General features: G+C 64.3%; 11 protein-coding genes. 4 read left to right on the top strand and 7 right to left on the bottom strand.

What is annotated here, in order from left to right; translation table 11 throughout:
• Window positions 1–849: 849 nt before the first annotated feature.
• From N2605_RS13940 to N2605_RS13930, 3 genes are all read right to left on the bottom strand, one after another.
• On the bottom strand, window positions 850–2547 hold the full coding sequence (locus N2605_RS13940; RefSeq protein WP_260347106.1) for a GMC family oxidoreductase: 1698 nt from the start codon (window positions 2545–2547) through the stop codon (window positions 850–852).
• Between the two features lie 270 nt (window positions 2548–2817).
• Window positions 2818–4377 (bottom strand): acyl-CoA carboxylase subunit beta, encoded by a 1560-nt coding sequence (locus N2605_RS13935; protein ID WP_260347105.1) that lies wholly within the window; start codon window positions 4375–4377, stop codon window positions 2818–2820.
• On the bottom strand, window positions 4307–5281 hold the full coding sequence (locus N2605_RS13930) for an IclR family transcriptional regulator (protein WP_036034277.1): 975 nt from the start codon (window positions 5279–5281) through the stop codon (window positions 4307–4309). The genes N2605_RS13935 and N2605_RS13930 overlap by 71 nt, the downstream gene beginning before the upstream one ends.
• Before the next feature lie 95 nt (window positions 5282–5376).
• Here N2605_RS13930 and N2605_RS13925 point away from each other — a divergent pair, with 95 nt between their 5' ends.
• The 4 genes from N2605_RS13925 (at window position 5377) to glsA (ending at window position 11113) form a co-directional block, all read left to right on the top strand.
• Window positions 5377–5598: a biotin/lipoyl-containing protein gene (locus tag N2605_RS13925; RefSeq protein ID WP_036001120.1), complete on the top strand. Its 222-nt coding sequence runs from the start codon at window positions 5377–5379 to the stop codon at window positions 5596–5598.
• A gap of 167 nt (window positions 5599–5765) precedes the next feature.
• Window positions 5766–6932 (top strand): TAXI family TRAP transporter solute-binding subunit, encoded by a 1167-nt coding sequence (locus N2605_RS13920; RefSeq protein WP_036001123.1) that lies wholly within the window; start codon window positions 5766–5768, stop codon window positions 6930–6932.
• Between the two features lie 236 nt (window positions 6933–7168).
• Window positions 7169–9244, top strand: a complete 2076-nt coding sequence (locus tag N2605_RS13915; protein ID WP_156447100.1) for a TRAP transporter permease — start codon at window positions 7169–7171, stop codon at window positions 9242–9244.
• Window positions 9245–9265: 21 nt separating this feature from the next.
• The gene (glsA, locus tag N2605_RS13910; protein WP_260347104.1) at window positions 9266–11113 is read left to right on the top strand and encodes a glutaminase A; all 1848 of its coding nucleotides are present in this window, start codon (window positions 9266–9268) and stop codon (window positions 11111–11113) included.
• A gap of 130 nt (window positions 11114–11243) precedes the next feature.
• Here glsA and N2605_RS13905 read toward each other — a convergent pair whose 3' ends face one another.
• The 4 genes from N2605_RS13905 to N2605_RS13890 all read right to left on the bottom strand — a co-directional run bounded on the left by N2605_RS13905 (window position 11244) and on the right by N2605_RS13890 (window position 14233).
• Window positions 11244–11546 carry a nucleoside triphosphate pyrophosphohydrolase family protein gene (locus N2605_RS13905; protein WP_036022497.1) on the bottom strand — a complete coding sequence of 101 codons (303 nt, stop codon included), beginning with the start codon at window positions 11544–11546 and terminating at the stop codon, window positions 11244–11246.
• Between the two features lie 28 nt (window positions 11547–11574).
• Window positions 11575–12102 (bottom strand): carboxymuconolactone decarboxylase family protein, encoded by a 528-nt coding sequence (locus tag N2605_RS13900; RefSeq protein WP_036001128.1) that lies wholly within the window; start codon window positions 12100–12102, stop codon window positions 11575–11577.
• Window positions 12103–12740: 638 nt separating this feature from the next.
• The gene (locus N2605_RS13895) at window positions 12741–13100 is read right to left on the bottom strand and encodes a Zn-ribbon domain-containing OB-fold protein (RefSeq protein WP_225125785.1); all 360 of its coding nucleotides are present in this window, start codon (window positions 13098–13100) and stop codon (window positions 12741–12743) included.
• Window positions 13097–14233: a thiolase family protein gene (locus N2605_RS13890; protein WP_260347103.1), complete on the bottom strand. Its 1137-nt coding sequence runs from the start codon at window positions 14231–14233 to the stop codon at window positions 13097–13099. Before N2605_RS13890 ends, N2605_RS13895 begins: the two co-directional genes overlap by 4 nt.
• Window positions 14234–14362 lie beyond the last annotated feature (129 nt).

Raw genomic sequence — 14362 nt, 5'->3', positions numbered from 1 at the left:
GTTGACAATCGTATACCCTCGCAGCGAACGCGCGTGGATTCGCGTCGCGCGCCCACCCGAGTTGGCGTCATAGGCCATCCAGACGTCGCCTCCGAGGTGCTGCTCAAGGACGAACACGTGTCCTCGTCGCGCAGCAACCATTCCCGGTGCGGGTGTTGTCCGCGGAAAGCGGAGCCAATTGGACGCAAGATTTAATTCCGGCACGATACGGCCGAACACGCGCAGAGCCGCGCCGCAGCCGCAGAACGACGAAGGGCAACCGGCCGGACGGCCACCGACAATGCGAGTGCCGTGGGCACCGGAGACGGCCGCCGGCGTGGTCGTGCTCCCAGCATCAGTCACCGTCAGTTGTGTCGAGCGGTACGCTTGCAGTGTGGGCCTGGAAATCAACGAAGATCTGGAAGCCAGTGAGGGCCTGGCAGCCCGCTCGCGTCGCCTCTGCGAATAGGAGAAGTCGCAGGGCATGGTGACGTTGCATTCGGGAGCTTGATGAATGCGATAAGGGCGCGCTTCCGAAGTGATAGAACCCAGGATAACGAGGACGCACGCAGAAAATACGCGCTTGAACATTGCAGGACTCCAAATGAGAGACCCTGCCCCGGGCAAAGAGACCAATAACAGTTTGGCTGAAATGGGCCTAAAGCGCGGCTGAAAATGGCTGCCATCGTGCGCCACGACTGCACGATCTCATAGCCTACACGTAGCGCCTGAGATGATTAACTCGCAGCGCTCGAATGCGCGATTAGCGCGTCAAGCTCGCGGCATGCAACCAAGTCGGACCGCGCGAGGCAAGTATCCATCAGCGCTCCTCCTCCCCGCACTGCCCGGATCGCCAGAACTCGCTGCCGCTCATTGCATCATTGCGGCCGCGATCTTCTCCGCTGACATCAACACCGGAAAGTTGGTGTTGGCGCATGGCACCACCGGGAAGATCGAGGCATCGACGACGCGCAGGCCCTGCACGCCCTTGACGCGGCCCTGATTGTCGACCACCGCCATCGGATCCTCAGTGCGGCCCATGCGGCACGAGCACGAGGCGTGCCAGACGCCGATCGTCGCCTTGCGCACGAAGGCTTCCAGCGCCTCGTCGTCGTTCATCACCTGATCGAAGGTGAAGCCTTCGACGACGAAATTGTCAATCATATAGTGACGCAGCGCCGCCGGTCCGTCCATCAAGGTCGCGGCGATCGTGGTGAGAACCTTGTTCCTGGTGTTGACCACGCCGATCTTGCGGACGCGATCGGTATAGGCGGCCGGAAACGGCTTGTCCGTCACCTTCCTGACCACCTCGCTCATCTGGATCGCCGCCATCTTGCGGAAACCGCTCATCAGGCGATCGAGATCGCGGCGGTCGGACAGCAGGTTGAACTCGACGATCGGCTCTGCCGAGGGATCGCGCGAGGCGAGCTTGACCTGTCCGGTCTCGGAATAGGTCTTGTTGACGAAGGTCAGGAGCGAGCCGATCTGCGCGCCGACGGCGTGCCAGGCCGATTTGCTGATGACGACGACGAACATGTCGCCCTTGGGCACATCAGGCAGCCCGGAGGAGTACCGCAGACCGAGCTGCATGTGACGCCTGGTGTGCTCGTTCATGCGCGCGCCGCGGCGAACAAACGACGACAGCGAGATCGAGGGATGGTCCATCAGGCGCTGGCCGACGCCCGGCAAGGCCGCCAGCACGGGAATGCCCAGATCCTTGAGGTGACCGACGGGACCGATGCCGGCGCGGAGCAGATGCGCCGGCGAATGGATGGCGCCGCTGGAGAGGATGATCTCGCGCCCGCGGAATTCCTGCTCGCGTCCGTCGACCATCGCCTTCACGCCGACGCAGCGCGTGCCTTCGAACAGCAGCTCTCGCACCTGCGTGTTGGTCGAAATCGCAAGGTTCGCACGCGCGCGGGTGTCGCGATCGAGATACCCCATCGCGGCCGAGACGCGCTGCTCGGCCTGATTGGAATGCGTCACCGGGAAAAAGCCGTCGACGAATTCGCCGTTCTGGTCGGCCACGAATTGATGGCCGGCCTGCTGGAAGGCCTGCGCGAACGCCTCCGAATGCCGCGTCCAGTGCTCGCGCGGGATGCGGCGAACAGGGATCCTTCCGTCCGTGCCGTGATACGGTCCGTCGAAATCGAGGTCGCGCTCCACCTTCTTGAAGAACGGCAGCACGTCAGCCCACGACCACCCCTCGGCGCCGCGCGCCTCCCATTCATCGTAGTCGGTCGGCGCGCCGCGGTTGGCCATCTGCCCGTTGATCGACGAGCCCCCGCCCAGCACGCGCGCCTGCTCGTATTTGCGCAAAGGAGGCCGCGACTCCTCGGGATTGTTGTGGCTGACGACCTGGGTCGTCACCTTGAGCTCGGTCCAGTGAAAGCGCGGATCGAAATAGGCGGTGCCGGGATAGCTGTCCCTGATTTCGGCTGGCTCGTTGCCGGGTGGCGTGTCCTGACCGGCTTCGCAGAGCAGGACCTTGTTGGCGCTCCTGGCGGAGAGCCGGTGGGCCAGCACGGACCCCGCCGAGCCGCCGCCCACGATGATGAAGTCGTACACGATTGGCGCTTCCTCTTGTTCTTGTTGGCGGAGCTTAGCGCGTTATTGTTTTGCCGTGGAAGTGTCTTGGATTGTGTCGATGCCGCACCTCGTGTCCCGGACGCACTGCTTCAAGCGTTGCGGCGCTGAGCCGGGACCCAGGAAGCTCCAGATTCGCTGTGGCATGGGCCCCGGCTCTGCAGCGCACCGCTGAACTGGACGATGCTTCGCATCGCCAGGGCAGCGGCGCGCTGCGTCGGGGCACGAGCGTCATGACTTGGCACAAGGATGCTACGGCCTGATCGTCATATTCTCCGGCGGCCCCGGCTTTCGCAGCGGCTCCGCGAGCCGGGCAAACTCGCACAGGAGCGATCGCGTCTTCCTGGGATCGATGATCTCCTCGACCCAGAATTTTTCGGCCGAGCGGAACGGCGAGCGGAGCTTGTTGAGCCGCTCCTCGATCTCCTTCAGCTTAGCCGCCTTGTCTTCCGCCGCGTCGATGTCGGCGCGGTAGGCGGCTTCGATGCCGCCTTCGAGCGGCAGCGAGCCCCAATAGGCCGAGGGCCAGGCATAGCGGATCGAGAAGCGGTCGGCCGGCTGGTGCACGACACCGGCGACGCCGAACGCATTGCGCAGGATCACGGTGCACCAGGGCACCGTGCTCTGGTTCACCGCCGCCATGGCGCGCACGCCGTGGCGAATGGTGGCCGCCTTCTCCGCATCGAGGCCGATCATGAAGCCGGGGCAATCCATGAGATAGACGACCGGCAGGTGGAAGGTCTCGGCGAAGTCGACCCAGCGCACCACTTTCTGGCAGGCATCCGCGGTCCAGGATCCGCCATAGTGGAAGCTATCGCTGGCGAGCAGCAGCACCGCCCTGCCCTCGAGCCGCGCGAGGCCGACGATGATCGGCTTGCCGAAGTTTTTTGCGACCTCGAAGAACGAGCCCTTGTCGACGACGGACTCGATGATGGGCCGCATCTTGTAGACCTGCTTGCGGTTGCGCGGCACCGCGTTCATCAGCGCTTCGTCGCTGCGTTCAGGACTGTCCGTGCAGGGCAAGGTCGGCGGCAGCTCGTAGACCGATGACGGCAGGTAGGAGAGGAAGCGCCGCGCGCAGGCGAACGCCTCCTCCTCGGTGTCGACCGCATGATCCACCGCGCCGGCGCGGGTCTGGATGTCGGCGCCGCCGAGCTCCTCCTTGGTAAGGTCCTGCCCCAGCGCCTTCACCACCGGCGGACCCGCGACGAACATCGCGGACTTCCGCGTCATGATGGAATAGTGGCTGGCGGCAAGACGCGCGGCGCCCAGGCCCGCCACCGAGCCGAGGCCGAGCGCGACCACCGGCACGCGCGACAGATTCTCCGTCGTGAAGCGATACCAGCGCGTGCCGCCGATGCCGCCGGGCAGATTGGCCGCGCCCTTGGTCTCGATGGTCTTGACCGAGCCGCCGCCGCCGGAGCCTTCGATGATGCGGACGATGGGCAGCCGGAAATCGTGCGCCATCTCCTCCGCCATCAGCGGCTTGGCCGAGATCGACGCATCCGCCGAGCCGCCGCGCACGGTGAAATCGTCGCCGACCACGACCAATGTGCGGCCGTCGACGCGCGCGCGGCCGAACACGCAATTAGCCGGCGTGAGCTTCTTCAGATCGCCGCTGGAATCGTACTCACCGATGCCGGAGACGGCACCGATCTCGTGAAAGCTGCCTTTGTCGATCAGCTTGTCGATACGCTCCCGAACAGTCAGCCGGCCCTGGTCATGCTGTCGCTTGACCTTGTCAACGCCGCCCATCTCCCGCGCGAAGGCTTCGCGCCGGGCGAGCTCGTCGAGTTCCGGCTTCCAGTTCATTCACTCCCTCCGAATGGATCGGCTTGTTATTGTTGTGCACGGCCATGGCGACCGGCTTGCGCGAGATGCGGTTGTTGAAGGCGTCGCCTTCCGCGCCTTCCATCAGGCTGCCGAGCGAGCGGCCAAGCTGGAGCATCAGCGGTGCGACTTCGTCGTGCAGACGCTGCTCGTCATACATCGCCGACAGAAGACCGATCGTGATGACCACGAAGGTCTGGTACTGCGGCGACCAGATCGGCACCGCGAGGCCGTTGATGTGCGGGCTCCAGAGGCCGCAGGCGACGACATAGCCGCGCTCGCGCAACATCTGCCGGTTGGCCTCGATGCGGGGCTTGAGAATCTTCGCAGCTTCGGGGGCTTCCCGCTCCATGTCCGCGACGAAGGCATCACCGACTTCCGGCGCGAGCGCCGCGGTGTAGGCCGCGCCCGCGGCTGTCGAGGCCATCGAGATGCGGCTGCCGGTGCCCTCGTGCAAGCCGAGCGCCGTCGCCGAACGCGCGAACTGGAGATAGACGAGATGGAAGCGGTCGGGGACGACGAACCCGACCGTGCCCGGCAGCTGCTCGGCGACTTCCTGCAGCCGCTGGCGAATCATGCTGCGCAGCTGCGCGCCCTTCATCATCGAAGCACTCATCGCCACCGCGCTCGGGCCGATGCGATACTTCTGGTCGCGCGGGAGATACACGAGCTGGCCCATGCGGGTCAGCGTATGCGTGAGCCGCGATACCGTCGAGCGCGGCAGACCGCAGCGATTTGAAATCTCGAGATTGCCGAGTCGCGCCTCGTGGCCCTCGAAGCATCGCAATACGTCGAACGCGCGCGACACCACCTGGATCACATCACCCTCACCGGCTTCGCCAGCGAGCGCACCTTGCCTGCTCAACCGCTCCGAACGTCGTCCCATGATCCCTACCGTTGTGTTCCGCTCTGCGGAATTAAATTCCACTTGCAGACGACGCTACCTCAGGCATTTTGCGACGACAACAAAAAGGCGATGGCATGCCAGAAATTAAGATCGTCACGGAGGTCGCGGGACGCATCTGCGCAACTCCCGTGCAAGTTGGAGGAACCGTCGCTGATGGCGATGACGTTGTGGTGGTCGAAGCGATGAAGATGGAGATCCCAGTGCCCTCGCCCGCAAACGGCACCATCACATCGCTTCTGGTAAAGGTCGATGACGTCGTTGCGGAGGGACAGGCGATAGCGATCGTCGCGAGCTGAGCGTCTTATCCGGTCTTTTCCGCGACAATGTGTCAGTCGCATTCCCACGCGCGCTGTATGGCGTTGCCATCGCTTGATCGCGGTGACATGATCGGTTTCAAACAAAACGTTGTTTCAAACAAAGAATGAAAATCTTCGCGGCAAAGCGAAGATCATTGGAGGGAAACATGCTTCGTGGGCTGCTCGTGCTCGCGCCTGCTCTGGTGGCGGGCATTTCTTTTGCGTCTACACGCTATTCGTTCGCCGAAGACATCAAGCTGCCGGCGACATTGACCTTCACCGCCTATGACACCGGCACCGCCGGATTCAACATCGCGGTCGGCGTCGGCAAGATGATGAAGGACAAGTACGGCACCGACGTGCGCGTGCTCCCCGCAGGCAACGACGTCGCGCGCCTCGCGCCGCTGCGCGCCAAGCGCGCGGTTTCCGCGGCGATGGGGTCGGGCACCTACTTCGCGCAGGAAGGCGTGTTCGAGTTCGGCTCGAAGGAATGGGGTCCGCAGCCGCTGCAGACCCTGCTCTCGACCGTCGACTGCAATTGCGCCTCGCTTGCGGTGGCCGCCGACACCGGCGTGAAGGAGCTGAAGGACCTCAAGGGCAAGCGCGTCGGCTTCGTGGTCGGCTCACCCGCGCTGAACCAGAACTCGCTCGCGGTGCTCGCCTTCGCCGGGCTGACGCAGAAGGACGTCAAGGCTGTCGAATTCGCCAGCTACGGCGCGATGTGGAAAGGGCTGATCAACAACGACGTCGATGCCGCCTTCGGCACCACCATCACCGGTCCCGCCAAGGAGGCCGAGGCTTCGCCGCGCGGGTTGATCTGGCCGCCGCTGCCCGCCAAGGACAAGGAAGGTTGGGCGCGGATGCAGAAGGTCGGCTCGTTCTTCTTCCCGCAGCTGGCGACCTGCGGTGCCGGCATCTCGCCGGAGAAGCCGATCGAGCTCGGCAATTATCCCTACCCGATCTTCGTCGCCTACGCCTCGCAACCGGCCGACCAGGTCTATGCGATCACCAAGGCGATGATCGTCAACTACGACGCTTATAAGGACTCCGCGCCCGGCGCCGGCGGACTCGCGGCCAACCGCCAGACCAAGAACTGGGTGGTGCCGGTGCATCCCGGCGCGGTGAAGGCGTTGAAAGAGGCCGGCCAATGGAGCGACGCTCAGGAGGCACACAACAACCAGCTGATCAAGCGGCAGGAGGTGCTGGCGGCCGCCTGGGCCGATTACGGCAAGTCCAATCCGCCGTCGGACGACAAGGCGTTCCTCGAAGGCTGGACGAAGGCGCGTGCCGCGGCGCTAGCGAAAGCGGGCATGCCGAACGGGTTCGAGGAATAGAGCGAGGTGTTGTTAGGCGTGATCGTTGCCTCGCGAGAAGTGCGCCCCCTCTCCCGCTTGCGGGAGAGGGTTGGGGAGAGGGTGCCTCCGCGGTGGGATTCCCCCAGAGGAGAAAGCCCTCACCCGGCGCTTCGCGCCGACCTCTCCCGCACGCGGGAGAGGTTGAGCGCGCGGCCAGAGCGGTTCAAACAACTGCCGTTTGCCTGATTGCGTTCACCAGCCCACGCGCGGGATCGATGATGTCCTCTTCCACTTCCACCGTCCCGCAAGACGAGCCCAAGCGCGTCGTGTTCGATGATCCCCATGGCGCCGCCGGCAACATGCAGGAAGCGGAAGTCACGCGCGTCCGCACGTTGCGCGGCGCGTGGCGCTGGACGCTGATCGTTGCGACCGCGGCGACGATCCTGCTCTGCATCAACCAGCAATTCTCGTTGCGCTTCTTCGTCGGATACACCCAGCTCAACACGGAATATTTCTATCTCCTGATCGCGTTGATGCTGCCGTTCACCTTCCTGATCTTTCCGGGCACCGAACGCGCGCCGCTCGACCGCATGCCCTGGTATGACCTCGTCCTGTTCGTCGTGACCTTCGCGGCGGCGATCATACTGATGGTTAACGTGCGCAAGGCGGCGGAGGCCGGCTGGGAATTCGGCGGCGCGCCCAACACGGTGATCGCCGCAGGCCTCGTGATGTGGATGATGCTGATGGAAGCGTTGCGCCGCACCGGCGGCTGGAGCCTGCTCCTCAGCGTTCTGCCCTTCACTGTCTATCCCCTGTTCGCCGAAGCCCGCTGGCTCGGACCGTTCCGTGGCACGCAATCGACGCTCGAGCAGGCGACCGCCTATCACGTGCTCTCGGGCGAGAGCCTGCTCGGCATCCCCATCCAGGCCTTCGCCGACACCGTGATCGGCTTTTTGGTGTTCGGCACCGCGCTGATGATGACGGGCGCCGGAAAGTTCTTCATCAACCTGGCCTTCGCGCTGTGTGGCACCTTTCGCGGCGGCGCGGCAAAAGTCTGTATCTTTGCCAGCGGCCTGCTCGGCATGATGTCGGGTTCGATCATCTCCAACGTGCTCACCGCCGGCACCATGACCATCCCGGTGATGAAGAAGAGCGGCTTTCGCGCCTCCTATGCCGCCGCGATCGAGGCCTGCGCCTCGACCGGCGCCGTGCTGGCGCCGCCAGTGATGGGTGCGACCGCCTTCGTGATCGCCCAGTTCCTCAACGTCAGCTACGCCGATGTCGCCCTCGCCGCAATCATTCCGGCCGTGCTCTACTACGTCGGCCTCTTCATGCAGGTCGACGCTTACGCGGCGCGCCACAAGCTGAAAGGTATTCCCCGCGCCGAGCTGCCGCGGATCATGGATACGATCAAGGACGGCTGGTACTACGTCTTCGTCATCGCGCTTCTGATCGTGATGCTGCTCTACTTCAAGCGCGAGAGCCACGCGCCGTTCTACGCCACCGCGCTGCTTCTCGTGCTCAACCAGTTCTTCTCGAAGGACACGCGCTGGACATTTGCGACGATCGGCAAGTTCCTGGAGGTCAACGGCCGCACCTTCGTCGAGCTGGTCGGCATCCTCGCCGGCTGCGGCCTGCTGATCGGCGCGTTCTCGATGACGGGCGTGGTGTCGAGCCTTGCCAACGACCTCCTGCACATCGCCGGCGACAATGCCTTCCTGCTGCTCGGCATGTGCGCCCTCACCAGCCTCATTCTCGGCCTTGGGCTGACGACGACGGCCTGCTACATCTTCCTCGCCATCCTGGTCGCGCCTGCGCTGGAGAAGCTCGGGCTCAACCGCATGGCGGTGCACATGTTCATCTTCTATTGGGGCATGCTGTCGTCGATCACCCCGCCGGTCGCGATCGCTTCCTTCGCAGCTGCCGGCATCGCCGGATCGCCGGCCATGAAGACCGGCTGGGAATCGATGTGGGTCGGCAGCATCATCTATTTCCTGCCGTTCTTCTTCGTGCTCAATCCGGCGCTGGTGCTGCAGGGTTCGAGCCCATACCTCGCCGGGCTCGGCCTGATGGGCCTCGCCGCCTTCGGTACGCTGTTCATCTGCGGCGGCATCCAGGGCTACCAGCCTTTCGTCGGGGACTTGCGCGGCACAGGCAGCCTGGAATGGCCCATCCGTGTGCTGCTGGTGATCGGCGGCTTCGTGGTGGCGACCCCCGGCGGCGGCATCATGCCGCTGTCGCAGATGCAAGTGACGCTGCTCGGCCTTGGCATCCTGCTGCCGACGATCCTGATCGCGCTTCTCTTGGTCCGGCGCCCGCCTGTGATGCCGGACGGGTTGCGCGTGCTCTGATTGCGTTGCACAAGGGAGGCGATGAAACCGCTCTCGCCTCTCGCCACCGCCTGGACCCGTTCGAAGCCGCCCCTGCTGCGGTTTCTGGGCAATTGCCTCAGCGAATTCTCCGCCGAAACGTCGGGCCATGTCGCCGATTACATTCCCGAGCTCGGCAAGGCGGACCCTGCCTATTTCGGCATCAGCCTGGCGACGCTTGACGGCCATGTCTATGAAGTCGGCGACTCCAGGGTGCCCTTCACCATCCAGTCGATGTCGAAACCCTTCGTGTTCGCGCTGGCGCTGGACCTGCTCGGCGCCGGCAAGGTCGAAGGCGCGATCGGCGTCGAGCCCTCCGGCGATCCCTTCAACTCGATCCGGCTCAATTCCGAGAACCATCCGTTCAACCCGATGGTCAATGCCGGCGCGATCGCCTGCACCGGGTTGATCTACGACAGCAGGGGCGCGGAGGCTTTCGAGCAGATCCGCCTTGCGCTCAGCCGTTTTGCAGGCCGCGACCTTTCCGTCGACGACGCCGTCTATTCTTCCGAGAGCCAGACCGGCGACCGCAACCGCGCCATCGGCTATCTGCTCAAGACCAATGCGGTGATCTCGGACAACGTCGCCGGCGTGCTCGACGTCTATTTCCGGCAATGCGCCGTGCTGGTGACCGCGCGCGATATCGCGGTGATGGCGGCAACGCTCGCCAATCGCGGCATCAATCCGGTCACCGGCGAGCAGGTGCTGAGCGCCTACGCGATCTCGCGCACACTTTCGGTGATGACGTCGTCGGGCATGTACGACTATGCCGGCGAGTGGATCTACCGCATCGGCATCCCCGCCAAGAGCGGCGTCGGCGGCGGCATCCTGGCCGCGCTCCCTGCCCGCCTCGGCCTCGGCAGCTATTCGCCAAAGCTCGACAAGCACGGCAACAGCGTGCGCGGCATCAAGGTCTGCGAGGCGCTGTCCTCGCATTACGACCTGCACATGCTCAACCGCAGCGACGACGCACGCAACGCCGTCATCGCCGACTACGACATCGGCAAGAGCCCGTCGCGCCGCGTGCGCCGCCCGCAGGAGCGCGAGATCCTGGCGGCCCACGAGCAGGAGGTGCGCATCATCGAACTGGTCGGCACGCTGTCGCTGTCGGCGGTGGATTACGTCTCGCGCCGGCTCGCGGGACGACCGCGGCCGCAATTCGTGATCTTCGATCTCCACCGGGTGACCTCGACTACGCGGGCCGGCGCACGACTTGTGGCCGAAGCGTTCGAGGAATTGGCCGCGCTGAATGTCACGGTGGTCTTGTCGGGCGTCCGGCGCGCCTCCAAGGAATGGAATACGTTACGCGAATGGACCGCTGAGCTGAAGAACGTGCGCGATTTCTATCTGCTCGACACTGCGATCGAATGGGCCGAAGACCAGATCGTCTATCGCTACGGCGGCTCGATCGATTTTCACGAGACCACCGAGCTAGCCGAACAGCCGCTGCTGACCGGGCTGAGCGAGGAAGAGCTGACGGATCTCGCCTCGCTCTGCACCATCAGGACCTATCAATCCGGCGCCAAAATCCTCACGGCCGGCGACCCCGCCGATGCCCTGTACTTCCTGCGCAGCGGCGCTGTGCACGTCACCTTGCCCGATGGCGTCAGGCTGGCGACGCTCACCGCCGGCATGGCGTTCGGCGAGATGGCGCTGCTGGAACAAACCCGCTCCGCCGACGTGTTCGCCGACATGGCAGCGACGGCATGCGAGGTCCCGCTGAAGGATTTCGAGCGCTTCCGCAAGCAGCACCCCCGCGCCAGCGAATGCATCATGCGTAACCTGGCCCAGCTCCTGGCCGACCGCCTGATCGTCGCCAACGCCAAGGTGGATATTCTGACCTCGACGTGAGCGGTTCATGCGCAACAGATCGTCATGCCCGGGCTGTCCCGGGCATCCACGTTCTTCGTGCTGCGCGGCAAGTCGTGGATGGCCGGGACAAGCCCGGCCATGACGCCGGAGCTCCCAGCTTTCACTTGCTCTACCGGCTCGCCGCTTCGCTGATGCGTCGCCTGATCTTGGCGGCACTGGCGTTGAGCAGCGCGGACGGCTGCTGGCCGGTGGCGGCGCACAGGCAGGCCCAGTAGTAGACGACATCGCCAAGCTCTTCGACGAGACCGGCCTTGTCGAGCCAGTCGTCGCGCAGGAGCTTCTTGATGTGCTCGGCGACCTCGCCCGCCTCAGCGGCAAGGCCCAGCCCGAGATAAGACAACCGCTCGTTCGACGGATGCTCGTCGACTTTGGCAATGGTTGCGGCCCAGGCCGCATATTCATCGATTGTCATGAGCATCCCTCGCAAGCCGAGCTTTGGATCAGCCCACCACTTCGGTGACGGGCTGGAGGTCGATCTCGAACGTCTCCAGGAATTTTGACGTCATGATGTAGAAGCCGACCGAGAGCTGGAGCTCGACCAGCGCCGCTGGCGTCAGCTTCGATGCGATCGCCTTGAAGGTCGCATCCGTCGGCTTCGTCAGCTTCACGATCTCGTCGGTGAAGGCGAGCGCGGCGCGCTGCACCTCGTTGAAGCAGGATGCGGCCTGCCAGTTCTCGAGCGCCTCGTTCTGCTCGTCGGTGACGCCGACATTCTTCCCGATGCGCTTGTGCGCGACGATCTCATAGGGTGCCTCGCACAGGATGCCGGTACGGGTGATCGCAAGCTCGCGCACGATGGGGTCGAGCTCGCCCTTGTGCCTGATTGCGCCGCCGAGGCGGCAATACTGCTCAAAGTAACTCGGCGAATGCGCCATCATCCGGAAGATGTTGGCATGGCGGTTCTTGTCGAGGATTTCGCGGGTGCGGTCGGATGCCTTGGACGGGTCGCTGTACTGAATGCGGGCCATGATTTTCCTGAAGTTTCCCTGATCTTTTGATGCTTTTTGTCGCCATTGGCGAAGGTTCCCGAAGACTCTATTCGCGTGGGGACGCACGAGCAACATCATCGAGTCAAATTGCCGCCGCATTGCTGATCGACCCTGGCACAGTCGATATTCGCCGCGGGGGGACAAATCGCGGCGGATACTCGCAAGGGGTGTTCCGAGTAAAAACAATTGGCCGTCGTATGCGCTCACCGCGCAACGATGAGTCATGCCCAAGTCTAGGGAGAAAACGGCATGAAGGAAGCCACCAAGGGGGCAGCCTCGGGAGCGCTCGCGCATATGCTGGCGGTGACGGCGATGCTCGTCATCGCCAGCATCTTGTTCTACGGGCGTTAGAGTATTTCGATTGCGCATGATCTTTTCGGAAAACCGCTTCACACTTTTCCGGATCAGGCGCTCAGCGTTTTCGTCATTCCGGGGTGGCTCTCGCACAAGCCAAGCCCAGAATTCCCGTTCCAGGCTCGGTCACATGACCGCCCCCGAATGACGGATCCCTCGTTGGCGTGTAGCCCGGATGAAGCGCAGCGCAATCCGGGAAGTCTGTCCGCGAGGTGCGAATCCCGGATTTCGCTGCGCTCCATCCGGGCTACATTCGCGTTTCCCTATTTGGTTTTGGCAAAGAACGGCACCAGCTTGCCGGCAAAGGGCTTGAAGCTCGCAATGACCGAATCGCCGATGGCGAGGTCATTCTCGCCGTGGGCCATCATGCGAAATCCCTCGGCGCAATCGACCAGCAGGATGTTGTAGGGCACGTGCGCGCGCGTCTCGGGCGTTGCCGCGCGGCAGACCAACGAGGTCGCATACACCCTGCCCTTGCCGCTGGCGCGCTGCTCGCGCGGGTCCGATTCGCCACAAGCTGCGCAGAAGGCCCGATGAAAATACTGTACATGCCCGCATGCGGTGCAGGCCTGGTAGGTGATGGCCTCTTCACCCTTGGTCCAGTCCGCCAGACGCTCACTCATCGCACCCGCTCCAGGAACATGCTGACGTGAGACGACAGCACGCCGCCATCGCCGTGCAGCAGTGCAATCGAGGCGTCGCGGACCTGGCGGGTGGCCGCCCGCCCCGTCATCTGCAAATGCGCCTCGACGAGATGCGCCATGGCGCCGCCGACGCCGCAATGGCCGTAACTGAGCAGGCCGCCATGGGTATTCAGCGGCATCGCGCCGTCACGGCTGAAATGGCCGGCGCGCACGCGCGCGGCCGCCTCGCCGCGGCCGGCGAGACCGAGGTCTTCCAGCAGCATCGCGAGCGTGATCGTAAAGCTGTCATAGATCGCGGCGTAGCGCACGTCGGAGATCGCGAGACCCGTGGCCGCCTTTGCACGCGCGATGGAGATCTCGGCGCCAAGCTCGCTGAGGGCGGGCGCTGCCGTGACATGCTGATGCGTGTGGGCCTGGGCGCAGCCGCGGATGCGCACGCCCGCTTCCCCGGTTCGCTCGCGGCTGACAACGAACGCCGCGCCGCCGTCGGAGACCGGGCAGCAATCGAGCAGTTTGAGCGGCAGCGCCACTGGCTTGGAGGCCATGACGTCGGCGACATTGATGGGATCGTGGAATTGCGCGCCGGGATGGGTGCAGGCGTGGGCACGCATCAGCACCGCGAATTCGGCGAGATCCTCTTCGGTCACGCCGTATTCGTGCATGTACCTGCCGGCAACGAGGCCGTAATAAGCGGGAATGGTCGGTCCTAACGGCACCTCGTAGTCGGGATGGCCGACCTGCGCCAGCGCCTGGATCGAGGCATCGCGGCTCTGCCCGGTGAGCCGGTTCTCGCCAGCGACCACCAGAACGTTCCGGCAGACACCTGACGCGACGAGATGATGTGCAAGCATCGTCATCGCAAGACCCGTGGCGCCGCCGACCTGGACGGCATGGGCGTAAGACGGGCGGATACCAAAATGCTCGGCGAAGACGGTGGCGAGCATGATGTGCGGGGAGACGGTGGAGTAGCCGCAAAGGATGCCGTCGATCTCGGTGCGCTCGAGGCCGGCATCGTCGAGCGCGGCTTGCGCGGCCTCGCTCATCAGGTCGAGCGAGGACGAGCCCTCGTGCTTGCCGAACGACGTGAGGCCGACGCCGGTGATGAAGCTCATGGTGCCATTTCTCCACCGTCATTCCGGGGCGCGACGAAGTCGCGAGCCCGGAATCCATCGAACGGCATGTGCGGAGGATGAATGGATTCCGGGCTCGCGCCCAAGTGGGCGCGCCCCGGAATGACGGAT

The organism is Bradyrhizobium yuanmingense, from assembly GCF_025200905.1.
Classification (GTDB): domain Bacteria; phylum Pseudomonadota; class Alphaproteobacteria; order Rhizobiales; family Xanthobacteraceae; genus Bradyrhizobium; species Bradyrhizobium yuanmingense.
The sequence above is the reverse complement of the archived record's forward strand: the minus strand, read 5'-3'. Positions and strand labels throughout refer to the sequence as shown.

What these genes read in the sequence shown, in the direction of transcription:
- N2605_RS13935 (WP_260347105.1), bottom strand. Translation starts at nt 4,377, where the DNA reads ATGAACTGGAAGCCGGAACTCGACGAGCTCGCCCGGCGCGAAGCCTTC.
- N2605_RS13900 (WP_036001128.1), bottom strand. Translation starts at nt 12,102, where the DNA reads ATGGCCCGCATTCAGTACAGCGACCCGTCCAAGGCATCCGACCGCACC.
- N2605_RS13890 (WP_260347103.1), bottom strand. Translation starts at nt 14,233, where the DNA reads ATGAGCTTCATCACCGGCGTCGGCCTCACGTCGTTCGGCAAGCACGAG.
- N2605_RS13915 (WP_156447100.1), top strand. Translation starts at nt 7,169, where the DNA reads ATGATGTCCTCTTCCACTTCCACCGTCCCGCAAGACGAGCCCAAGCGC.
- glsA (WP_260347104.1), top strand. Translation starts at nt 9,266, where the DNA reads ATGAAACCGCTCTCGCCTCTCGCCACCGCCTGGACCCGTTCGAAGCCG.
- N2605_RS13905 (WP_036022497.1), bottom strand. Translation starts at nt 11,546, where the DNA reads ATGACAATCGATGAATATGCGGCCTGGGCCGCAACCATTGCCAAAGTC.
- N2605_RS13925 (WP_036001120.1), top strand. Translation starts at nt 5,377, where the DNA reads ATGCCAGAAATTAAGATCGTCACGGAGGTCGCGGGACGCATCTGCGCA.
- N2605_RS13920 (WP_036001123.1), top strand. Translation starts at nt 5,766, where the DNA reads ATGCTTCGTGGGCTGCTCGTGCTCGCGCCTGCTCTGGTGGCGGGCATT.
- N2605_RS13930 (WP_036034277.1), bottom strand. Translation starts at nt 5,281, where the DNA reads ATGGGACGACGTTCGGAGCGGTTGAGCAGGCAAGGTGCGCTCGCTGGC.
- N2605_RS13895 (WP_225125785.1), bottom strand. Translation starts at nt 13,100, where the DNA reads ATGAGTGAGCGTCTGGCGGACTGGACCAAGGGTGAAGAGGCCATCACC.